Source organism: Streptomyces sp. enrichment culture, assembly GCF_964272855.1.
Classification (GTDB): domain Bacteria; phylum Actinomycetota; class Actinomycetes; order Streptomycetales; family Streptomycetaceae; genus Streptomyces.
Genome location: NZ_OZ186847.1, coordinates 1565979 through 1586895, shown reverse-complemented (window position 1 = coordinate 1586895; position 20917 = coordinate 1565979). Strand labels below are relative to the sequence as shown.

General features: G+C 71.4%; 20 protein-coding genes. 6 read left to right on the top strand and 14 right to left on the bottom strand.

The features are described from left to right. The first annotated feature begins 63 nt into the window (after window positions 1–63). Window positions 64–546 carry a DUF7144 family membrane protein gene (locus tag ACSU6L_RS06865; protein WP_437054548.1) on the top strand — a complete coding sequence of 161 codons (483 nt, stop codon included), beginning with the start codon at window positions 64–66 and terminating at the stop codon, window positions 544–546. On the opposite strand, the gene ACSU6L_RS06860 is transcribed toward ACSU6L_RS06865, so the two are convergent. Further along, the gene (locus tag ACSU6L_RS06860; protein WP_073942737.1) at window positions 527–889 is read right to left on the bottom strand and encodes an ArsR/SmtB family transcription factor; all 363 of its coding nucleotides are present in this window, start codon (window positions 887–889) and stop codon (window positions 527–529) included. The two genes, ACSU6L_RS06865 and ACSU6L_RS06860, sit on opposite strands and share 20 nt — an antisense overlap. 57 nt (window positions 890–946) lie before the next feature. On the opposite strand from ACSU6L_RS06860, the gene ACSU6L_RS06855 reads away from it, so the two are divergent. The 3 genes from ACSU6L_RS06855 to ACSU6L_RS06845 are packed head-to-tail and all read left to right on the top strand — an operon-like array spanning window position 947 to window position 5045. Next, window positions 947–2938, top strand: a complete 1992-nt coding sequence (locus ACSU6L_RS06855; RefSeq protein WP_437064802.1) for a heavy metal translocating P-type ATPase — start codon at window positions 947–949, stop codon at window positions 2936–2938. Window positions 2939–2987: 49 nt separating this feature from the next. Further along, complete coding sequence (locus tag ACSU6L_RS06850; protein WP_437054546.1) at window positions 2988–4529, top strand: DNA-3-methyladenine glycosylase 2 family protein; 1542 nt, start codon at window positions 2988–2990, stop codon at window positions 4527–4529. Between the two features lie 9 nt (window positions 4530–4538). Further along, window positions 4539–5045: a methylated-DNA--[protein]-cysteine S-methyltransferase gene (locus tag ACSU6L_RS06845; protein WP_437054544.1), complete on the top strand. Its 507-nt coding sequence runs from the start codon at window positions 4539–4541 to the stop codon at window positions 5043–5045. A gap of 39 nt (window positions 5046–5084) precedes the next feature. On the opposite strand, the gene ACSU6L_RS06840 is transcribed toward ACSU6L_RS06845, so the two are convergent. Then, window positions 5085–5402, bottom strand: a complete 318-nt coding sequence (locus ACSU6L_RS06840; RefSeq protein WP_437054542.1) for a hypothetical protein — start codon at window positions 5400–5402, stop codon at window positions 5085–5087. Next, a complete protein-coding gene (locus ACSU6L_RS06835; protein ID WP_437054540.1) occupies window positions 5399–6145 on the bottom strand; it encodes an SIR2 family NAD-dependent protein deacylase in 747 nt (248 codons plus the stop codon). The genes ACSU6L_RS06840 and ACSU6L_RS06835 overlap by 4 nt, the downstream gene beginning before the upstream one ends. Before the next feature lie 76 nt (window positions 6146–6221). On the opposite strand from ACSU6L_RS06835, the gene ACSU6L_RS06830 reads away from it, so the two are divergent. Continuing rightward, the gene (locus ACSU6L_RS06830; RefSeq protein WP_437054538.1) at window positions 6222–6419 is read left to right on the top strand and encodes a type II toxin-antitoxin system VapB family antitoxin; all 198 of its coding nucleotides are present in this window, start codon (window positions 6222–6224) and stop codon (window positions 6417–6419) included. A 35-nt stretch (window positions 6420–6454) separates the two neighbouring features. Here the strand turns inward: ACSU6L_RS06830 and ACSU6L_RS06825 are convergent, their stop codons facing one another. Both ACSU6L_RS06825 and ACSU6L_RS06820 read right to left on the bottom strand, forming a co-directional pair. Beyond that, the gene (locus ACSU6L_RS06825; protein WP_437054536.1) at window positions 6455–6949 is read right to left on the bottom strand and encodes an NUDIX domain-containing protein; all 495 of its coding nucleotides are present in this window, start codon (window positions 6947–6949) and stop codon (window positions 6455–6457) included. A 97-nt stretch (window positions 6950–7046) separates the two neighbouring features. After that, on the bottom strand, window positions 7047–8150 hold the full coding sequence (locus ACSU6L_RS06820) for an ADP-ribosylglycohydrolase family protein (RefSeq protein WP_437054534.1): 1104 nt from the start codon (window positions 8148–8150) through the stop codon (window positions 7047–7049). Window positions 8151–8324: 174 nt separating this feature from the next. Between ACSU6L_RS06820 and ACSU6L_RS06815 the strand changes: the two genes are divergently transcribed. Then, on the top strand, window positions 8325–9467 hold the full coding sequence (locus tag ACSU6L_RS06815) for a glycerate kinase (RefSeq protein ID WP_437064801.1): 1143 nt from the start codon (window positions 8325–8327) through the stop codon (window positions 9465–9467). Between the two features lie 179 nt (window positions 9468–9646). Here the strand turns inward: ACSU6L_RS06815 and pssA are convergent, their stop codons facing one another. From pssA to ACSU6L_RS06770, 9 genes are all read right to left on the bottom strand, one after another. Continuing rightward, window positions 9647–10498 carry a CDP-diacylglycerol--serine O-phosphatidyltransferase gene (gene pssA / locus ACSU6L_RS06810; RefSeq protein WP_073942559.1) on the bottom strand — a complete coding sequence of 284 codons (852 nt, stop codon included), beginning with the start codon at window positions 10496–10498 and terminating at the stop codon, window positions 9647–9649. Then, window positions 10485–11141, bottom strand: a complete 657-nt coding sequence (locus ACSU6L_RS06805) for a phosphatidylserine decarboxylase (protein WP_073942560.1) — start codon at window positions 11139–11141, stop codon at window positions 10485–10487. The genes pssA and ACSU6L_RS06805 overlap by 14 nt, the downstream gene beginning before the upstream one ends. Before the next feature lie 171 nt (window positions 11142–11312). Next, complete coding sequence (locus ACSU6L_RS06800) at window positions 11313–12518, bottom strand: acyl-CoA dehydrogenase family protein (RefSeq protein ID WP_437054531.1); 1206 nt, start codon at window positions 12516–12518, stop codon at window positions 11313–11315. 2 nt (window positions 12519–12520) lie between these two features. Further along, window positions 12521–13033 (bottom strand): MaoC family dehydratase, encoded by a 513-nt coding sequence (locus tag ACSU6L_RS06795; protein ID WP_019757884.1) that lies wholly within the window; start codon window positions 13031–13033, stop codon window positions 12521–12523. 5 nt (window positions 13034–13038) lie between these two features. Beyond that, window positions 13039–13998, bottom strand: a complete 960-nt coding sequence (locus tag ACSU6L_RS06790; protein WP_073942562.1) for an HpcH/HpaI aldolase/citrate lyase family protein — start codon at window positions 13996–13998, stop codon at window positions 13039–13041. Then, complete coding sequence (locus ACSU6L_RS06785; protein ID WP_437054528.1) at window positions 13995–16022, bottom strand: protein meaA; 2028 nt, start codon at window positions 16020–16022, stop codon at window positions 13995–13997. The genes ACSU6L_RS06790 and ACSU6L_RS06785 overlap by 4 nt, the downstream gene beginning before the upstream one ends. A gap of 18 nt (window positions 16023–16040) precedes the next feature. Beyond that, window positions 16041–17378 carry a crotonyl-CoA carboxylase/reductase gene (gene ccrA, locus ACSU6L_RS06780; RefSeq protein ID WP_437064800.1) on the bottom strand — a complete coding sequence of 446 codons (1338 nt, stop codon included), beginning with the start codon at window positions 17376–17378 and terminating at the stop codon, window positions 16041–16043. Between the two features lie 432 nt (window positions 17379–17810). Further along, window positions 17811–18620: a TetR family transcriptional regulator gene (locus ACSU6L_RS06775; protein WP_437054526.1), complete on the bottom strand. Its 810-nt coding sequence runs from the start codon at window positions 18618–18620 to the stop codon at window positions 17811–17813. Window positions 18621–18780: 160 nt separating this feature from the next. After that, window positions 18781–20589, bottom strand: coding sequence for a 3-hydroxyacyl-CoA dehydrogenase family protein (locus ACSU6L_RS06770; protein WP_437054524.1), 1809 nt, complete (start codon window positions 20587–20589; stop codon window positions 18781–18783). Window positions 20590–20917: the final 328 nt, after the last annotated feature.

Sequence of the window (20917 nt, the reverse complement as noted above, 5' to 3'; positions counted from 1 at the left end):
CATGCCCTGCCGCATCTCACCGGGGGGCGTCGCGTATCCGGGGGACACCGAAAGGAAGCCCGCATGAGTCAGGAGAACCCGCCGCAGGGCGAGATCGGCACCGCCTGGACCGCCGAACGGCGTCGGCGCCCTGCCGGGAGCCCGGCACCGCACGAGGACGACGGCTGGGCCTCCGGCGGCGCCGTCCTCGCCGGGGTGCTGCTGCTGTGCACCGGAGTCCTCGCCGCGCTCCAGGGCATCGCCGCGATCACCCAGGACGACGTCTACGGCCGGATCGGCTCCTACCTCTACGGGCTCGACCTCACCGGCTGGGGCTGGATCCACCTGGTCCTGGGCGCCCTCGTCGCCGCCACCGGCTGCGGCGTGCTCACCGGCGCGGCCTGGGCCCGCCTCACCGGCATCGTCCTCACGGCGGTCGGCCTGGTGGCGCAGTTCCTCTTCCTGCCGTACGCGCCCCTGTGGTCCCTCGTCCTGATGGTGATCGACGTGTTCGTCCTCTGGGCACTGGCGTCCCGGACGGCGACGCCTACTCCGCGGCGTCGCTGATCCCCAGGCGCAGATGCTCCACGTGGTACACGGCCTGGTCGAGGAGCTCGGCGACATGGTGGTCGTGCAGCGCGTACACCACCGACCGGCCCCGGCGCTCGCCCACGACCAGGCCCAGATTGCGCAGCAGCCGCAACTGGTGCGAGCACGCCGACTGCTCCATGCCGACCTCGGCGGCCAACTCGGTGGCCGGCAGCGGCCCTTCGCGCAACCGGGCGAGGATCAGCAGCCGGGAGGGGGTGGACAGGGCCTGGAGCGTGGTGGCCACCTTCGCGACGTTGTCCGCGTCGATACGGACTCGCTCGGGGGCGTTCTGCGCGGTGGTGACGGCTCCATGACCCATGGCGGATATCTTACCGACCGCATATGAACGCATGAAGGAGTCTTCATGTGTTCCTGTATGGTGGGCCGCGTGTCAGCGACTCTTGCTCCCCAACCGACCCCTGCCCGCACCTCGCGGGCACCCCGCCGCCGCACCCGCGTCCTCGCCCTCCCCGAGGCCCGCTGGGCGCTCGCGGCGCTGATCGCCTTCCTGCTGGGGCTCGCCCTGGACCTGGGCGGCGCGCCCGGCTGGGTCTACGGGATCCCGTATACCGTCGCCTACGTCGCCGGCGGCTGGGAGCCCGCCCTCGAAGGGCTGCGCGCCCTGCGCGAGAAGACCCTCGACGTCGACCTGCTGATGATCGTCGCCGCGCTGGGCGCGGCCGCCATCGGCCAGGTCCTCGACGGCGCCCTCCTGATCGTCATCTTCGCCACGTCCGGCGCCCTGGAGGCCCTGGCCACCGCCCGCACCGCCGACTCCGTACGCGGCCTGCTCGACCTCGCCCCCACCACCGCGACCCGGATCCGCGACGACGGCACCGAGGACACCGTCCCGACCGCCGACCTCTCCGTCGGCGACGTGCTGCTGATCCGCCCCGGGGAGCGCATCGGCGCCGACGGCACGGTCCTGGACGGCGTCAGCGAGGCCGACCAGGCCACCATCACCGGCGAACCCCTCCCGGTCGTCAAGCGCCCCGGCGACGAGGTCTACGCCGGCACCCTCAACGGCACCGGCTCGCTGCGCGTCCGCGTCGAACGCGACCCCGCCGACTCCGTCATCGCCCGGATCGTCACCCTCGTCGAGGAGGCGTCCCGCACCAAGGCGCCCACCCAGCTGTTCATCGAGAAGATCGAACAGCGCTACGCGGTCGGCGTGGTCGCCGCCACGCTCGCCGTCTTCGGCATCCCGCTGCTGTTCGGCGAGGCCCTCACCGACGCCCTGCTCCGCGCGATGACCTTCATGATCGTCGCCTCACCGTGCGCGGTCGTCCTCGCCACCATGCCGCCGCTGCTGTCCGCCATCGCCAACGCCGGCCGCCACGGCGTCCTCGTCAAGTCGGCGGTCGCGATGGAACGCCTCGGCGAGATCGACACCGCTGCACTCGACAAGACCGGCACCCTCACCGAAGGCACCCCGGAGGTCACGGCCGTACGGCCACTGCCGGACTCCGGGCTCGACGAGGACCGGCTGCTCGCCCTCGCCGCGGCGGCCGAGAACCCCAGCGAGCATCCGCTGGCGCGGGCGATCGTGGCGGCGGCGCGGGCTCGGGAGCTGCCGGTGGCGGTGGCGGAGGACTTCTTGGCGACCCCGGGGGAGGGGGTTGCGGCGACGGTGGACGGTCGACGGGTGACGGTCGGTCGTGTGCGGGATTCCGTACACGGAGACCGGGATTCTGTATGCAGCACGCGGGATGCCGTATCCGGAGAACACCCCCGCGGCACCACCGTCGTTACCGTAACCCGCGACGGCATCCCCCTCGGCACCCTCGCCCTCACCGACCGCCTGCGCCCCGACGCCCCAGCCACCACGGCCGCCCTCACCGCCCTCACCGGCACCGCCCCCGTCCTGCTGACCGGGGACAACGCGGACACCGCCGCCCGTGTCGCCGAGGCCACCGGGCTCAGCGACGTCCGCGCCGAGCTGCTGCCCGAGGACAAGGTGAAGGCGGTATACGAAATCCAGCAGACCGGCCGCAAGGTGCTGTTCGTCGGCGACGGCGTCAACGACGCTCCCGCCCTCGCCGCCGCCCACTCAGGCGTCGCCATGGGCCGCGCGGGCTCCGACCTCGCCCTGGAGACCGCCGACGCGGTCGTCGTCCGCGACGAGCTGGCCGCCGTCCCCGCGGTCGTCCGTCTCTCCCGCACCGCCCGGCGCCTGGTCAAGCAGAACCTGGTCATCGCCGGCACGTTCATCACCGTCCTCGTCGTCTGGGACCTGGTCGGCCACCTCCCGCTGCCGCTCGGCGTCGCCGGTCACGAGGGTTCGACCGTGCTGGTCGGCCTCAACGGGCTGCGGCTGCTGCGCGAGTCCGCGTGGCGATCCGGGACAGCCCAGGACAGCCGAGGTTGATGTCGGATTCTCGCCAGCCCGCATGCGTCCGGTGCCGGATGCTGGACGCATGCAGATGGGGATGCACACCGACACCGAGCGCTGTGTCCGCGCCGTTCAGTCCAAGGACGCCCGTTTCGACGGCTGGTTCTTCACCGCCGTCCTGACCACCGGGATCTACTGCCGGCCCAGTTGCCCGGTCGTGCCGCCCAAGCCGCAGAACATGGTGTTCCACCCGAGCGCGGCCGCCTGCCAGCAGGCCGGTTTCCGGGCCTGCAAACGCTGCCGCCCGGACACCAGTCCGGGCTCCCCGGAGTGGAACCAGCGTGCCGACCTCGTCGCCCGCGCCATGCGGCTGATCGCCGACGGGGTCGTGGACCGCGACGGCGTCCCCGGCCTCGCCGCCCGGCTCGGCTACAGCACCCGGCAGATCGAACGCCAGCTGCTCGCCGAGCTGGGCGCCGGCCCTCTCGCCCTCGCCCGCGCCCAGCGCGCCCAGACGGCCCGCCTGCTCATCGAGACGACGGAGCTGCCGATGGCGGACATCGCGTTCGCCGCCGGCTTCGCCTCCATCCGCACCTTCAACGACACCGTCCGCGAGGTCTTCGCCCTCACCCCGAGCGAACTGCGCACCCGCACCGCCGGGAAGCGCCCCGCCGGAACCGCTGCCGGAACTCCCGGGACGCCAGCCGGAAGCCCCAGCCCCGGGACTCCCGCCGGCACCCCCGGAGCGCTCTCCCTCCGCCTCCCCTTCCGCGCTCCCCTCAACCCGGACAACCTCTTCGGCCACCTGGCCGCGACCGCCGTCCCCGGCGTCGAGGAGTGGCGGGACGGCGCCTACCGCCGCACCCTGCGCCTCCCGTACGGCCACGGCATCGCCGCGCTGACCCCCAAGCCCGACCACATCGCCTGCCGTCTCACCCTCAGCGACCTGCGGGACCTGCCGGTCGCGATCAGCCGCTGCCGCCGCATGCTCGACCTGGACGCCGACCCGGTCGCCATCGACGACCAGCTGCGCACGGACCCGGTCCTCGCGCCGCTGGTCGACAAGGCGCCGGGGCGGCGCGTCCCGCGTACGGTCGACGAGGCCGAGTTCGCCGTCCGGGCCGTGCTCGGCCAGCAGGTGTCCACGGCCGCCGCCCGCACCCACGCGGCCCGCCTGGTCACCGCGCACGGCGAGACCGTGGACGACCCCGAGGGTGGCCTCACCCACCTGTTCCCGTCGCCGGACGCCCTCGCGGCCGTCGACCCCGAGTCGCTGGCGATGCCGCGCACCCGCCGCACCACGTTCACCACCCTGGTCGGTGAACTGGCTTCGGGAGAACTCCACTTGGGCGTAGAGAGTGACTGGGCGGAAGCCCGCGCCCGTCTCCTCGCGCTGCCCGGCTTCGGCCCCTGGACGGTCGACGTCATCGCGATGCGCGCCCTCGGCGACCCCGACGCCTTCCTCCCCACCGACCTCGGCATCCGCCGCGCCGCCGCCGAGCTGGGCCTGCCCGGCACCCCGGCGGCGCTCACCGCCCGCGCGGCGGCCTGGCGCCCCTGGCGGGCCTACGCGGTCCAGTACCTGTGGGCGACGGACAGCCACCCCATCAACTTCCTTCCGGTCTAGGGACGTTCCATGAGACAGCACACCGTGATCGACAGCCCCTACGGGCCTCTGACCCTCGTCGCCGACGACGGCGTCCTCTGCGGCGTCTACATGGAGAACCAGCGCCACCGACCATCCGAGGACACCTTCGGCAAGCCCGCAACCGGGCCATCCACCGGGCTCTCCACCGGACCATTCGCCGAGGCGGAGGAGCAGCTGGAGGCCTACTTCGCGGGCGAGCGGACCGAGTTCACCCTCCCGCTGCGCCTGCACGGCACCCCGTTCCAGCGCACCGTCTGGGAACACCTGCGCACCATCCCGTACGGCGAGACCCGCACGTACGGCCAGCTCGCCGACGCCCTCGGCAACCCGAAGGCCTCCCGCGCGGTCGGCCTCGCCAACGGCAGGAACCCCGTCGGCATCATCGTCCCCTGCCACCGCGTCGTAGGCGCCGACGGAAGCCTCACCGGCTACGGCGGCGGCCTGGACCGCAAACGCCGCCTGCTGGACTTCGAACGCGGAACGGCGCTCTTCTGACAGCACCGGCAGCCGCTCCACCGCACCGGCGGCGGTGCGTCAACCGTCCAGCACCGCCCAGCGCACCGCCGCCACACCACCCACCACCAACGCCGGTGTCACCCACGCCCATCCCGCGACCCGCCGCACCCACGGAAGCAGCCACAGTGCCGTCGCCGCGGCGGCGGCCGACACGCTGAGCAGGCAGGACAGCACGATCGCGGCGTACGCGCCGTCGTCCCAGGGGCCGTTCGGCCGGACGGTCAGCGCGCACCAGCAGAAGAACCCGGCGATGAGGGTGAGCAGGACCAGCGGGACCGCCAGGACCATGCGGAGCCCGCCGCGGTCGTCGTCCGGGAGGTGAGGGAGATCGGTCACGGCTGGGATTCCCGCTCCTCACCGGCGAGTCTGCGCAGCAGCTCCGGCAGGGCGGTGCCGATGGGTTCGCGGATCACCTCGTCGGCCAGTTCGTCGTACGGCGTCGGTTCGGCGTTGACGATGATCAGGCGGGCGCCGTGGTCCGCGGCGATGCCGGCCAGGCCCGCGGCGGGCTGCACCTGGAGGCTGCTGCCGACGGCGACGAACACCTGGCAGGCCTTGGTGATGGCGACCGCGTCGGCGAGGACCACCGGGTCGAGCCGTTCGCCGAACATCACCGTCGCCGACTTGAGGATGCCGCCGCACTCCAGGCAGGGCGGGTCCGCCTCACCGGCGTCCAGCCGGGCCAGGGCGTCCGTCATGGCACCGCGGGCATGACACTTCGTACAGACGTAACTCCGCGCGGTGCCGTGCAGTTCGAGCACCTTGCGGTCGGGCATCCCGGCGAGCTGGTGCAGCCCGTCCACGTTCTGGGTGATCACCCGCACCGGAACCCCGGACCGTTCCAGCTCGGCCACCGCGCGGTGCGCCGCGTTCGGCTCGGGCCGCAGTGCCTCGTTGCGGCGCCGCATCTGCCAGGAGCGGCGGCGGATCTCCGGGTCGCCCATGTAGTACTCGTACGTGACCAGCTTCTCGGCCTCCGGGTCCTGCCGCCACAGCCCGTTGGGGCCGCGGTAGTCGGGGATGCCGGAGTCGGTGGAGATGCCGGCGCCGGTCAGGAGGGCGACGAGGGGCTTGCTCATGCTGTGAGCGTAGGGCGGCCGGAGCGCGGTCGCGAACGGATATCCGAGCGCGGGCGGGGGTGTTAGGGTCCCCCGCATGGCCAAGGTCACCGTCTCGCTCGACGCCGAACTCGTCGTGGAAGCCATGGTGCTCGCCGGTGTCGGCAGCCCCCAGGACGTCGTGGAGCTGGTCCTGCGCGACTACATCGAGCGCGGGCACCGCACCGAGGCCAGGACCGTCACCCGCGACGAGGCGTTGCGCGAGGTCGACATCAAGCCCCGCGACGAGGGCTGAGAGCGCCGAACGCCCCCGTCCCGGCGCCGGCGGGCTCACTCCACGCGCCGGCCGTTCTCCAGCTCGGCCGTGCCCGAGCCGTCCGCCAGCACGTCCAGGGCGGCCAGCACCCGGCGGCGCAGGGCGTCCGGCAGGTGGTGGGTGAGCTCCTCGCGCGGGACGAGCCGCCAGGACAGCAGCTCCTCCTCCTGGAGCCGGATCGCCTTGAGGTCGTCCTCGCCGAGCACCCCGCCGTCGTACAGGTACGCCACCAGCGGCGGCCGTGCCGTGCCGTGCACCCAGTCCACCGCGAGCAGCCGGCCGAGCGGGCGGTCCAGGCCGATCTCCTCGGCGGTCTCCCGGCGGGCGCCCTGGCGCGGGGTCTCGCCGTCGTCGGACTCGACGGTGCCGCCGGGCAGCGCCCAGCCCTCCCGGTAGTTGGGTTCGACGAGCAGCACCCGCCCCTCGGAGTCCCGGAAGAGCGCGGCGGCCCCGGCGAGCACGCGGGGCAGACCGGCGATGTAGGCGGCGAAGTCATCGGAGTTCGTCATCCTGGAAGGGTAACCAGCGGGTCCGGCCGCGAGACGGCCCGGAAAGGCGCCGCGCACCACTGCGCCGGGCCGACTGCTCCACCACCCCCGCGCGGCGTCAGTGCGGGGCCTCGGCCAACCGCACCGTCCGTTCCGCCAGTTCGCTGACGCGCACCCCGTCGAAGCCGAAGACCGCGGAGCGCACCGTGTCCCGCAGCGGCTCCGTCCACTGCGGCGGCACGGCCCGGGCGCCGTTCAGCACCCCGGCCACCGAGCCCGCGGTGGCCCCGTTGGAGTCGGTGTCGAGGCCGCCGCGGACGGTGAGGGCGATGGTGCGGGTGAAGTCGCCGTCGCCGTACAGCAGCCCCGCGGTGAGCACGGCCGCGTTCGGCACGACATGGATCCAGTGCAGCCGGGCGGTCTCCTCCGACACCGTCGCCAGGGTGCCTTCCCAGGTCATGCCGGCGTCGTGGAGCGAGATCACCCGGCGGACCGCGCGGGCCAGGCGGCTGCTCGCCGGGACGACGGACAGCGCCGTGTCGAGGGCGTGCCGGACGGTGGGCGCGGTGAACGCGCCGGAGATCAGCGCCGCCGCCCACATCGCGCCGTACACGCCGTTGCCGGTGTGGGAGAGCACCGCGTCCCGGCGGGCCAGCGAGGCGGCCCGAGCGGGCTCGCCGGGGCACGTCCAGCCGTGGATGTCGGCACGGATCAGGGCGCCGATCCACTCCTGATAGGGGTTGTCGTACGTCGCGGTCAGCGGCGGTCGCAGCCCGTTCGCGAGATTGCGGTACGCCGCGCGTTCCGCCGTGAACGTCTGCAGATACGGCAGTCGCAGCAGCCACAGGTCGCCGACCTGCTCGGTGCTGAAGCCGAAGCCGTCGGCCTCCAGCAGGTGCAGGCCGAGGATCGCGTAGTCGACGTCGTCGTCACGGCAGCTGCCGTGGACGCGGCCGCGCACGCACTGCCGCCACTCGGGCCGCAGCTCGGGGAGGCCGTCCCGGTCGGCGGGCGGCTCCGGGAGGTAGTCGGTCAGCGGCAGGGCGTCGGTCAGGCGCAGATAGCGGTCGATGCGCTCACGCGTCCACACCTCGCCCTGCTCGACCGGTTTGCCGAGCATGTTGCCCGCGATCCGGCCCAGCCAGCCGCCGAGGACGCGGTCGGCGAGGTCCGGCCCGGCGGTGGTCACGGAGGCCGGCGCTTCGGTGCCGACAGGGGTCATGGGTACCGGGTTACCCGTTTCCGCTCCGTCCACCGGCCCCGCGCGGGGCGTTCCACGGTGCGGGCAGGGGCATGACGGCGGAGGCGTCCTGAGGTTAAGGTCGCAGCGGCGCGACTGCCTTGACGTGGGCAAGGCTCGGAGAGCAAGGGGAAAAGCAAGGTGGCTGACGCTGCACTGGACGGCGCCCGCAGGGTGCTCATCGCCGCGGACAAGTTCAAGGGTTCGCTCACGGCCGTGGAGGTCGCCGAGCGGGTGACCGCGGGACTGCGCCGTATCGTCCCGGACGTCCGGGTCGAGGCGCTGCCCGTGGCCGACGGCGGTGACGGCACCGTGGCCGCGGCGGTCGCCGCCGGGTTCGAACGCCGGGAGGTCCGGGTCGCGGGCCCGCTCGGCGACGAGGTGACCGCCGCGTACGCCCTGCGCGGCGACACCGCGGTCGTGGAGATGGCCGAGGCCAGCGGACTGCAGCGGCTGCCCGCCGGCGTCTTCGCGCCGCTCACCGCCTCCACCCACGGCTCCGGTGAGCTGCTGCGGGCCGCGCTGGACGCCAGGGCCCGCACGATCGTGTTCGGCGTCGGCGGGAGCGCGACCACGGACGGCGGCGCCGGCATGCTGGCGGCGCTCGGCGCACGCTTCCTGGACGCCGACGGTGAGCCGGTGGCGCCGGGCGGCGGGGGACTGGCGGGGCTCGCCACCGCCGATCTGTCCGGGCTCGACCCCAGGCTCGCGGAGGTCGAGCTGGTGCTCGCCAGCGACGTCGACAACCCGCTGACCGGGCCGAAGGGCGCCCCGGCGGTGTACGGCCCGCAGAAGGGCGCCTCCCCGGACGACGTGGCGGCGCTGGACGCGGCGCTCGCGCACTTCGCCGAGGTGCTGGCGCGGACGCCCGGTGTCGGCCCGCGGGCCGCGGAGTACGCCGCCTCGCCGGGCGCGGGCGCGGCCGGGGGCATCGGCTACGGCGCGCTGCTCGTCGGCGCCCGGTTCCGGCCCGGCATCGAGGTCATGCTGGACGTGCTCGGCTTCGCCCCGGCGCTGGAGCGGGCCGACCTGGTGATCACCGGTGAGGGCTCGCTGGACGAGCAGACCCTGCACGGCAAGGCGCCGGCGGGTGTCGCCGCCGCCGCGCGGACGGCGGGCAAGGAGGTCGTCGCGGTGTGCGGACGGCTCGCGCTGCCGCCCGAGACGCTGGGCACCGCCGGCATCCGCCGGGCCTACCCGCTGACGGACGAGGAGCCGGACGTCGCGAAGTGCATCGCCGACGCCGGACCGATCCTGGAGCGGGTGGCGGAGCACATCGCGCGGGACTTCCTGAACTGACGCGACTTCCTCGGCGCCGGTCGGAGTTCCAGCCCGTCCGGCGCTTGAGGACGAGGCCCCTTCGGGGCCGATAGCGGGGGCCTGGGGGCGGCAGCCCCCAGCACGGCCCGCACCAGCGCCGGGCACACAAAAGCGAAGGGCCCCGAACCCAACCCGGGTCCGGGGCCCTCAGCGGAGCGCTACGGCAGCTGCGCCGCCCGCGCCTCCCGCCGGTTGTCGCGGATGTTGTTCACCCGGCGGGCCGTGGCGAACAGCGGGATCACCGCGCCGAGGACCAGCTGCAGCGCGCAGCCGGCCTGGAGCAGCAGCTGGCCGCCGGGGGCGTCGAAGGCCCAGGCGGCGAGCAGACCCATCGCGGAGACGATCCAGGCCAGCATCGCCACCGCCAGCGGGCCGCGCGGCTTCGGGTACTCGACCCGGCTGACCATCAGCCACGCCGTGCCGAGGACGGCCAGCAGCGTCGCCTCGAAGGGCAGCTCCAGCAGCACGATGGAGACCACCGTGAGCGCGCCGAAGGGGCTCGGCATGCCCTGGAACATGCCGTCCTTCATCGTGACGCAGGAGAATCTCGCGAGCCTGAGCACCACCGCCAGCAGCACGACGATCGCGCCGACCGCCGCCACCCGCTGGTGCGCGTCGTTCGCGACCATGCCGTAGACCAGGACGAAGTACGCCGGGGCCAGGCCGAAGCTGATCAGGTCGGAGAGGTTGTCCAGCTCCGCGCCCATCGGCGACGACCGCAGCTTGCGCGCCACCAGGCCGTCGAACAGGTCGAAGACCGCCGCGCACAGCATCAGGATGACCGCCGTGGCCGCGCTGTGGCGGGCCATGCCGGTCTCCTCACTGCCGGTGAGGTGCGGGATCAGGATGCCGGTGGTGGTGAAGTACACCGCCATGAAGCCGCAGGTGGCGTTGCCGAGGGTGAGCGTGTCCGCTATCGACAGGCGGAGCGAGAGCGGCATCTCCTCCTCGTCGTCCTCGACCGCCTCCGGGACCCAGCCCGGCTGCGCCTCCGGATCAGTCACGGTCAATGCGAGTCACCCCAGCCACTGTCTTCTGGCCGACCTCCACCGCGACCTCGACGCCCTCGGGCAGGTACAGGTCGACGCGGGAGCCGAAGCGGATCAGACCGATCCGCTCGCCCTGCTCGACCTTGGTGCCCTGCGGGATGTAGGGGACGATACGGCGGGCCACCGCGCCGGCGATCTGGATCATCTCGATGTCGCCCAGCTCGGTGTCGAAGTGCCACACGACCCGCTCGTTGTTCTCGCTCTCCTTGTTGAAAGCGGGAACGAAGCCACCGGGGACGTGCTCCACGGACGTCACCGTGCCGGCCAGCGGCGCGCGGTTGACGTGGACGTTGAGCGGGCTCATGAAGATCGCGACGCGGGTGCGCCCGTCCTTCCACGGCATGATGCTCTGCACCACACCGTCGGCGGGCGAGATGACCCGGCCCTGGGTGATCTCGCGCTCGGGGTCGCGGAAGAACCACAGCATCCCCGCCGCGAGCGCGGTGGCGGGAACGGCGACGGCCTTGGCCACGCCGGAGCGGCGGGCCTTGGCCAGGCTGAGTGCTGCGGTGGCGACGGTCGGGAGAAGCCACGGCGATGCTCCGCGCGCGAGGCGTACGCCGGCCCGGCTGTCGCGAGGTGCAGAGGTTTGGCTGTGGGGCATGGATGACCTTCGTAGCGGATGATGCCGCGCTTCTGACGGGGGACGGCGGCTTTCCGGCGATCGTAGCGGCTAACCGCCACAACTGGGTAAGGCAGGAAGCCGAGTCGGCGGCCGAAGAGTGCCTACGGGGTGTGATCTTCTTCTCGAAGAAAACACCCCGTTTCCGGACAATCAGCCCTGGAACCGATACTCTTCGAGCAGCCTGCGTCCGATGATCATTTTCTGGATCTCGGCGGTACCTTCACCGATGAGCAGCATCGGTGCCTCGCGGTAGAGGCGCTCGATCTCGTACTCCTTGGAGAAGCCGTAGCCGCCGTGGATCCGGAAGGCATCTTCCACGACCTCCTTGCAGTACTCGGAGGCGAGGTACTTCGCCATGCCTGCTTCGAGGTCGTTTCGCTCCCCGGAGTCCTTTTTGCGCGCTGCGTTCACCATCATGGCATGAGCGGCCTCCACCTTGGTAGCCATCTCCGCCAGCTTGAACTGGATGGCCTGGTGCTGGGCGATCGGCTTGCCGAAAGTGTGACGCTGCTGGGCGTACCGGACACCGAGTTCGAACGCACGCTGCGCGACGCCGCAACCACGGGCCGCGACATTGACACGGCCGACCTCGACGCCGTCCATCATCTGGTAAAAACCTCGTCCGGTGACCCCGCCGAGCACCCGGTCGGCGGGAATCCGCAGGCCGTCCATGATGAGCTCGGTGGTGTCGACCCCCTTGTAGCCCATCTTGTCGATCTTGCCCGGGATGGTGAGGCCGGGGCGGACCTCGCCGAAGCCGGGCTCCTTCTCGACCAGGAAGGTGGTCATGGACTTGTGCGGCGCGGTGCCCTCGGGGTGTCCTTCGTCACTTCGCACCAGCACGGCCACCAGGGACGACGTGCCGCCGTTCGTCAGCCACATCTTCTGGCCGTTGAGGACGTACTCGTCGCCGTCCTTGACCGCCTTGGACGTGATGGCCGACACATCGGAGCCCAGGGCGGGCTCGGACATCGAGAAGGCGCCGCGGATGTCGCCGGCCGCCATCCTCGGCAGGAAGTGGTCCTTCTGCTCCTGCGTGCCGTGCTGCTTGAGCATGTACGCCACGATGAAGTGCGTGTTGATGATGCCGGAGACCGACATCCAGCCGCGGGCGATCTCCTCGACGCAGAGGGCGTACGTCAGGAGGGACTCGCCCAGACCGCCGTACTCCTCGGGGATCATCAGGCCGAAGAGGCCCAGTTCCTTCAGGCCGTCCACGATCTGCTGCGGGTACTCGTCGCGGTGCTCGAGCTCGGTCGCGACCGGGATGATCTCCTTGTCCACGAAGTCGCGGACGGTGGAGAGGATCTCCTGCTGGACGTCGGTCAGACCGGCGGTCTGGGCGAGACGGGCCATCTCTACTTCTCCTGCTGCTTCAGCTCCGGGCGGCCCGGCTGCTCGCCGCCGCGCTCCTTGATGTACGTCTCGGTGGGCACCATCACCTTGCGGCGGAAGACGCAGACCAGGGTGCCGTCCTGCTTGTAGCCCTTGGTCTCGACGTAGACGATGCCGCGGTCGTTCTTCGACTTCGACGGCCACTTGTCGAGCACGGTCGTCTCGCCGTAGATCGTGTCGCCGTGGAAGGTCGGCGCCACGTGCTTGAGCGACTCGATCTCCAGGTTGGCGATCGCCTTGCCGGAGATGTCCGGCACGCTCATGCCGAGCAGCAGGGAGTAGATGTAGTTCCCGACGACGACGTTCTTGCCGAAGTCCGTCGTCTTCTCCGCATAGTTCGTGTCCATGTGGAGCGGGTGGTGGTTCATGGTGAGGAGACAGAACAGGTGGTCGTCGTACTCCGTGACCGTCTTGCCCGGCCAGTGCTTGTACGTCGCCCCGACCTCGAACTCCTCGTAGGTGCGTCCGAACTGCATCGCCGTCACGCCTCCGGGATCTCGAACTTGCTGGTGCGCTGCATGCCGGCGGCGCGTCCCTTGCCTGAGATGACCAGGGCCATCTTGCGGCTGGCCTCGTCGATCATCTCGTCGCCGAGCATCGCGGAGCCCTTCTTGCCGCCCGCCTCGGACGTGTAGTAGTCGTACGCGTCCAGGATCAGCTCGGCGTGGTCGAAGTCCTCCTGCGACGGCGAGAAGATCTCGTTGGACGCCTCGACCTGGCCCGGGTGCAGCACCCACTTGCCGTCGAAGCCGAGCGCGGCGGCGCGCTGCGCGACCTCGCGGTAGCCCTCGACGTTGCGGATCTGCAGGTAGGGGCCGTCGATCGCCTGGAGGTTGTTGGCGCGGGCGGCCATCAGGATCTTCATCAGGATGTAGTGGTAGGCGTCCGCCGGGTAGCCGGGCGGCTGCTCGCCCACGACCAGCGACTTCATGTTGATCGACGCCATGAAGTCGGCCGGGCCGAAGATGATCGTCTCGACGCGCTGGGAGGCCTGCGCGATCTCGTTGACGTTGTTCAGGCCCTGCGCGTTCTCGATCTGCGCCTCGATGCCGATCTTGCCGACCTCGAAGCCCATCGTCTTCTCGATCTGCGTCAGCAGCAGGTCCAGCGCGACGATCTGCTGGGCGTCCTGGACCTTCGGCAGCATGATGCAGTCGAGGTTCTGGCCGGCGCCCTCGACGACGGTGACGACGTCACGGTACGTCCACTCGGTCGTCCAGTCGTTGACGCGCACCACGCGCGTCTTGCCGGTCCAGTCGCCCTCGTTCAGGAACTTCACGATGGTGTGCCGCGCCTCGGGCTTGGCGAGCGGCGCGCACGCGTCCTCCAGGTCGAGGAAGACCTGGTCCGCCGGGAGGCCCTGCGCCTTCTCCAGGAAGCGCGGGTTGCTTCCCGGCACCGCCAGGCAGGAACGGCGGGGACGCAGACGGTTGACGGTCATGCGGGGACCTCCAGGGGGTCGAGCTTGTTCGCTTTCCGGATCTCGTCGACGATGCGGCCGATGATCCCGGTGATGTCGAAGTCCTTCGGGGTGAAGACCGCGGCGACTCCGGCGGCACGCAGCTGTTCGGCGTCACCGTTCGGGATGATGCCACCTGCGATCACGGGTATATCTGTGGCACCGGCCACACGGAGCCGGTCCAGCACGTCCGGCACCAGCTGCGCGTGGGACCCGGAGAGGATCGACAGGCCGACCGCGTGCACGTCCTCGGCGAGGGCGGCGTCCACGATCTGCTCCGGCGTGAGCCGGATGCCCTGGTAGACCACCTCGAAGCCCGCGTCACGGGCCCGCACGGCGATCTGCTCGGCGCCGTTGGAGTGGCCGTCCAGGCCCGGCTTGCCGACCAGGAAGCGCAGCTTGCCGACGCCCATCTCCCGGGCGGTCAGCTCCACGTTGCGGCGCACCTCGGCCAGCTTGGAGCCCTCCTCGGCGGGGACGGCCACCGGCGCCGACGACACGCCCGTGGGCGCCCGGAACTCGCCGAACACCTCGCGCAGGGCCCCGGCCCACTCGCCGGTCGTGACGCCGGCGCGGGCGCACTCCAGGGTGGCCTCCATGAGGTTGTCGGTGCCCTTCGCGGCCTCCTTCAGCCGCTCCAGCGCCTTGCAGGGGCGCGGGTGGTTGAACGGCGGCTGGTACCGCGTGTCCCGCCAGTGCTGCAGGGACGCGATGACGCGGGCCTCGACGGCCGGGTCGACCGTCTGGATCGCCGTGTCGAGGTCGGCGGTCAGCGGGTTCGGCTCGGTCGACTCGAAGGCGTTGACGCCGACGATCTTCTCCTGGCCGGACTCGATCCGCGCGCGCCGCTCGGCGTGCGAGGAGACGAGCTGCGACTTGAGGTAGCCGGACTCGACGGCGGCCATCGCGCCGCCCATCTCCTGGATGCGGTCGATCTCCGCGAGGGAGGCGGCGACCAGCTCCTCCACCTTCGCCTCGATCACCTTCGAGCCCTCGAAGATGTCCTCGTACTCCAGCAGGTCGCTCTCGTAGGCGAGCACCTGCTGGATGCGCAGCGACCACTGCTGGTCCCAGGGGCGGGGCAGGCCCAGCGCCTCGTTCCAGGCGGGGAGCTGGACGGCGCGGGCGCGGGCGTCCTTGGACAGCGTCACCGCCAGCATCTCCAGCACGATGCGCTGGACGTTGTTCTCCGGCTGCGCCTCGGTCAGGCCGAGGGAGTTGACCTGGACGCCGTAGCGGAAGCGGCGCTGCTTGGGGTTCTCGATGCCGTACCGCTCACGCGTGATCTTGTCCCAGATGCGGCCGAACGCCCGCATCTTGCACATCTCCTCGATGAAGCGGACACCCGCGTTGACGAAGAAGGAGATGCGCGCGACGACGTCGCCCATGCGCTCCTGCGGCACCTGGCCGGAGTCGCGCACCGCGTCCAGGACGGCGATCGCGGTGGACATCGCGTACGCGATCTCCTGCACCGGTGTGGCGCCCGCCTCCTGCAGGTGGTAGCTGCAGATGTTGATCGGGTTCCACTTCGGCATGTGGGACACCGTGTACGCGATCATGTCCGTCGTCAGGCGGAGCGAGGGGCCCGGCGGGAAGACGTGCGTCCCCCGGGACAGGTACTCCTTGACGATGTCGTTCTGGGTCGTGCCCTGGAGCTTGGTGATGTCCGCGCCCTGCTCCTCCGCGACGACCTGGTAGAGCGCCAGCAGCCACATGGCCGTGGCGTTGATGGTCATCGAGGTGTTCATCTGCTCCAGGGGGATGTCCTGGAACAGCCGGCGCATGTCACCGAGGTGCGCGACCGGAACCCCGACCCGGCCGACCTCGCCGCGGGCGAGGATGTGGTCGGAGTCGTAGCCGGTCTGGGTCGGCAGGTCGAACGCCACCGACAGGCCGGTCTGGCCCTTGGCGAGGTTGCGCCGGTACAGCTCGTTGGACGCCTCGGCCGTGGAGTGACCGGCGTACGTGCGCATGAGCCACGGCCGGTCCTTCTGACGCTCAGTCATCTATGACCTCGGGTGTCCTCAGATGTTGCGGAAGCGGTTGATGGCGTCGATGTGCTTGGCGCGCATCTCCTGGTCGCGCACGCCCAGGCCCTCCTCGGGGGCCAGGCACAGCACGCCGACCTTGCCCTGGTGCGCGTTGCGGTGGACGTCGTGGGCGGCCTGGCCGGTCTCCTCCAGGGAGTACACCTTCGACAGCGTCGGGTGGATCTTGCCCTTGGCGATGAGGCGGTTGGCCTCCCAGGCCTCGCGGTAGTTCGCGAAGTGCGAGCCGATGATCCGCTTCAGCGACATCCACAGGTAGCGGTTGTCGTACTCGTGCATGTAGCCCGAGGTCGAGGCGCAGGTGGTGATGGTGCCGCCCTTGCGGGTGACGTAGACGGACGCGCCGAAGGTCTCGCGGCCCGGGTGCTCGAAGACGATGTCGATGTCCTCGCCGCCGGTGAGTTCGCGGATGCGCTTGCCGAAGCGCTTCCACTCCTTCGGGTCCTGGGTGCGCTCGTCCTTCCAGAACTTGTAGCCCTCGGCGCTGCGGTCGATGATCGCCTCGGCGCCCATCGAGCGGCAGATGTCCGCCTTCTGCTCGCTGGAGACGACACAGATCGGGTTGGCGCCGCCGGCCAGGGCGAACTGGGTGGCGTACGAGCCGAGGCCGCCGCTCGCGCCCCAGATCAGGACGTTGTCGCCCTGCTTCATGCCGGCGCCGTTGCGGGAGACCAGCTGGCGGTAGGCGGTGGAGTTCACCAGGCCGGGGGCCGCGGCCTCCTCCCAGCTGAGGTGGTCGGGCTTCGGCATCAGCTGGTTGGACTTCACGAGCGCGATCTCGGCGAGGCCGCCGAAGTTGGTCTCGAAGCCCCAGATGCGCTGCTCGGGGTCGAGCATGGTGTCGTTGTGGCCGTCGCTGGACTCCAGCTCGACGGACAGGCAGTGCGCGACGACCTCGTCGCCCGGCTGCCAGGCGTTGACGCCGGGGCCGGTGCGCAGCACGACGCCCGCGAGGTCGGAGCCGATGATGTGGTACGGCAGGTCGTGGCGCTTGGCCAGCTCGTTGGTGCGGCCGTAGCGCTCCAGGAACCCGAAGGTGGACAGCGGCTCGAAGATCGAGGTCCACACGGAGTTGTAGTTGACCGAGGAGGCCATGACGGCCACCAGGGCCTCGCCCGGGCCCAGCTCGGGCAGCGGCACCTCGTCCAGGTGCAGCGACTTGCGGGGGTCCTTGTCGCGGGTGGCGAGGCCCGCGAACATCTCCGTCTCGTCCTTGTGGACGGTGATGGCCCGGTACGACTCGGGCAGCGGCAGAGCGGCGAAGTCGGCCGAGGTGGATTCGGGCGACTGGATCGCGTCCAGGATGTCCTTCACGGTCACGGTGTTGCCTCCGGCGATGTGCGCCCTGAGGGAGGGGCGCTGAGGGTTACGTCGGTGCTGCTGAGGGGTGAGGGTGGGTGCCGTCGGTTCGGCGGTGATGGTGCTTCGGCAGCGCTTTGTGGCGCGGGAGGGTGCCTGTGACGCAGGCGTCCGGGCGCGCGGGCCTCGGGGCTCGCGGGGACAGTCGTCGCACGGTGGATCGGTGTGCTCCGGACCGCCCGGACAACATCAACGTATGGCACGCCGTGTCACGTGACAAGGCACTGGGTGCCAGAACTTGCGCCCAGATGAAATCTTTACGTTACAAATGAGCGATGATCGATCGAATGCCGCTTGAAAGCCGGTGGAAAAGGGCCTCTGACATGCCAAAACGGCCACCCCGTGGGGTGGCCGCGGGGTGGCCGTTGTCACATCGGCGTGGGCCGGTCAGCGCTCCTTCAACGCCTCCTCGATGGTGCGCATGACCTCGTCGAGCGGGGCGTCCGTGCGGGCCACCGTCACCAGCACCTCGCCCTGCGCGGACGCCGTCGCCGCGGGCGGCCTCGGGGCGGTCGTGCGGCCCGCCATGATCCCGGTGCCGAAGGTCTTGCGGACGATCGCGAAGGCGTGGTCGAGCTGGGACTCCACGTCGCCCTGGCCGCCGGCCCGCAGCCAGCGCCGCAGCACGTGGTTGTGGGCGGTGACCACGGCGGACGCGGCGACCTCCGCCAGCAGCGGGTCGTCGTTGGCGTCGTCGTCGTGGGCGTGCTCGTCGAAGTGGCCGAGGAGATAGCGGGTGAAGAGGCGTTCGTAGCGGGCCACCGACGCGATCTCCGCCTCGCGCAGGGTGGGCACCTCGCGCGTGAGCTTGTAGCGGGCGACCGAGATCTCCGGCCGGGCCGCGTACATCTTCATCACTTCCTTGATGCCACGGCACACCGTGTCGAGCGGATGCTCGTGCGCGGGGGCCGCGTTGAGCACGGCCTCGGCGCGGATCAGGGTGTCGTCGTGGTCCGGGAAGATCGCCTCTTCCTTGGAGCGGAAGTGGCGGAAGAAGGTGCGGCGGGCGACCCCGGCCGCGGCCGCGATCTCGTCGACGGTGGTCGCCTCGTACCCCTTGGTCGCGAACAGCTCCATCGCCGCGGCCGCCAGTTCTCGGCGCATTTTCAGCCGCTGGGCGGCGGCGCGACTGCCTGCGGCACTTTCCGGCGCGTCGGGCGTGGCTGGTGTACGGGAGGACTTGGCGGGCTGGGACATGACCCGAACGTACTGCATCCGCGCGGCCTTTTGCGCAGGTCCGGGGTTTCCCCCGCCCGCGGAGGGCGGGGGAGTCCGGGAGGCGCCGGGGTGGACGAGCCGCCCCGGCTCGAGCAGTCCGCCCCACTCGGCGCCCGCCCGGAACCAGTCGCCGGGCCGCTCAGCGCCGGGCATATTCGCGGAAGCCGCGGCCGGTCTTGCGGCCGAGGCAGCCCGCGGCCACCAGGTGCTCGAGGAGCGGCGCGGGCGCGAGCCCCGGGTCGCGGAATTCGCGGTGCAGGACCCGCTCGATGGCCAGCGAGACGTCCAGTCCGACGACGTCCAGCAGCTCGAAGGGGCCCATCGGGTAGCCGCCGCCCAGCTTCATCGCGGCGTCGATGTCGTCCAGCGAGGCGTAGTGGTCCTGGACCATCTTGATCGCGTTGTTCAGGTACGGGAACAGCAGCGCGTTCACGATGAACCCGGCGCGGTCGCCGCAGTCCACGGCGTGCTTGCGGATCTTCCCGCAGACCTCGCGGACCGTCGCGTGCACGTCGTCGGACGTCAGCACCGTGCGGACGACCTCGACCAGCTTCATCGCCGGGGCCGGGTTGAAGAAGTGCATGCCGATCACGTCCTGCGGGCGCGAGGTGGCGCGGGCGCAGGCGACGACGGGCAGCGAGGAGGTGGTGGTGGCGAGGACCGCGCCCGGCTTGCAGACCTTGTCCAGCGTGGCGAACAGCTGCCGCTTGACCTCCAGGTCCTCGGCGACCGCCTCCACGGCCAGGTCGACGTCCGCGAAGGCGTCGTAGGAGCCCGCCGGGGTGATCCGCCCCAGGGTCTCGGCGGCCGCCTCCGCGGTCATCCGGCCCTTGTCGACGGACCGCGCCAGGGACTTGCCGATGCGGGCCTTGGCGGTCTCGGCCTTCTCCTCGCTGCGGGCGGCGAGGACCACCTCGTAGCCGGCCTTGGCGAACACCTCGGCGATGCCGGACGCCATCGTGCCGGAGCCGGCCACGCCGACCGAGCGGACCGGGCGGCCGGGGGTCTGCAGGTCGCCGGAGAGCGGGGTCAGCGCGTCCCGCACGACGCCGGCGCTGCCCGGCGCCTCGTAGGTGTAGAAGCCGCGGCCCGCCTTGCGGCCGGTCAGGCCCGCCTCGCTGAGCTGCTTGAGGATCGGCGCGGGGGCGTGCAGACGGTCGCCGGACTCGGTGTACATCGCGTCCAGGACCGTGCGGGCGGTGTCGATGCCGATCAGGTCGAGCAGCGCGAGCGGGCCCATGGGCAGGCCGCAGCCCAGCCGCATCGCGGCGTCTATGTCCTCGCGGGAGGCGTACTTCGCCTCGTACATCGCGGCGGCCTGGTTCAGGTAGCCGAACAGCAGGCCGTCGGCGACGAAGCCGGGACGGTCGCCGACCGCGACGGGCTCCTTGCCGAGCTCGTACGCGAGCTGGGTGACCGCGGTGACGACCGTCGGCGCGGTCAGCACCGAGGAGACCACCTCGACCAGCTTCATCGCCGGCGCCGGGTTGAAGAAGTGCAGGCCGAGGACGCGCTCCGGGCGGGCCGACTCGGCGGCCAGCCGGGTCACGGAGAGGGCGTTGGTGCCGGTCGCGAGGATCGTCTCGGGCTGCACGACGCCGTCGAGCTCCCGGAAGATCTGCTGCTTGATCTCGTACGACTCCGGAGCCACCTCGATGACGAGGTCGGCCTCGGCCGCGGCCCGCAGGTCGGTGGCGGTGCGGACCCGGGCGAGAGCGTCGGCGCGCTCCTGCTCGGTGAGCTTGCCGCGCTCCACGGCGCGGGCGGTGGAGGCCTCCAGGGTGGCGACGCAGCGCGCGGCCTGGGCCTCGCTGACGTCGATGCCGACGACCGTGCGGCCGGCCTTGGCGAGCACCTCGGCGATGCCGGTGCCCATGGTGCCGAGGCCGACGACGGCGACGGTCCGGAGCGGGGACAGGGAAGAACTGTCGGACAGGGGAGCGGCCATCGCGGGACTCCAGAAATGAGGGTGACGACGGGAAACACGCCCGGGTGCGCCGAGGGGCGCACCGGGTGCGTGCGGAGATGCGGGTGTTGTCCGGGCTGCGAGCGCACACGCCCGGTGCCGGTCGAAGCGGACGCGCACACGTCCGCCGAGCGGCGGTGAACCGACCGGCCCTGTCCCGTGGCCGAGTCGTACCAGGTACGAGAGACGTACCGAACCGACTGCTCCTCCCGGCGGCCGCGTCACCAGACCGTCGAGAGGGGGTGGCGAGTGGGTAACTCGCTCGTCTGAGCTTAACTTGCGGGTAACGAGCGCGCCAGCCCCCCGTCTT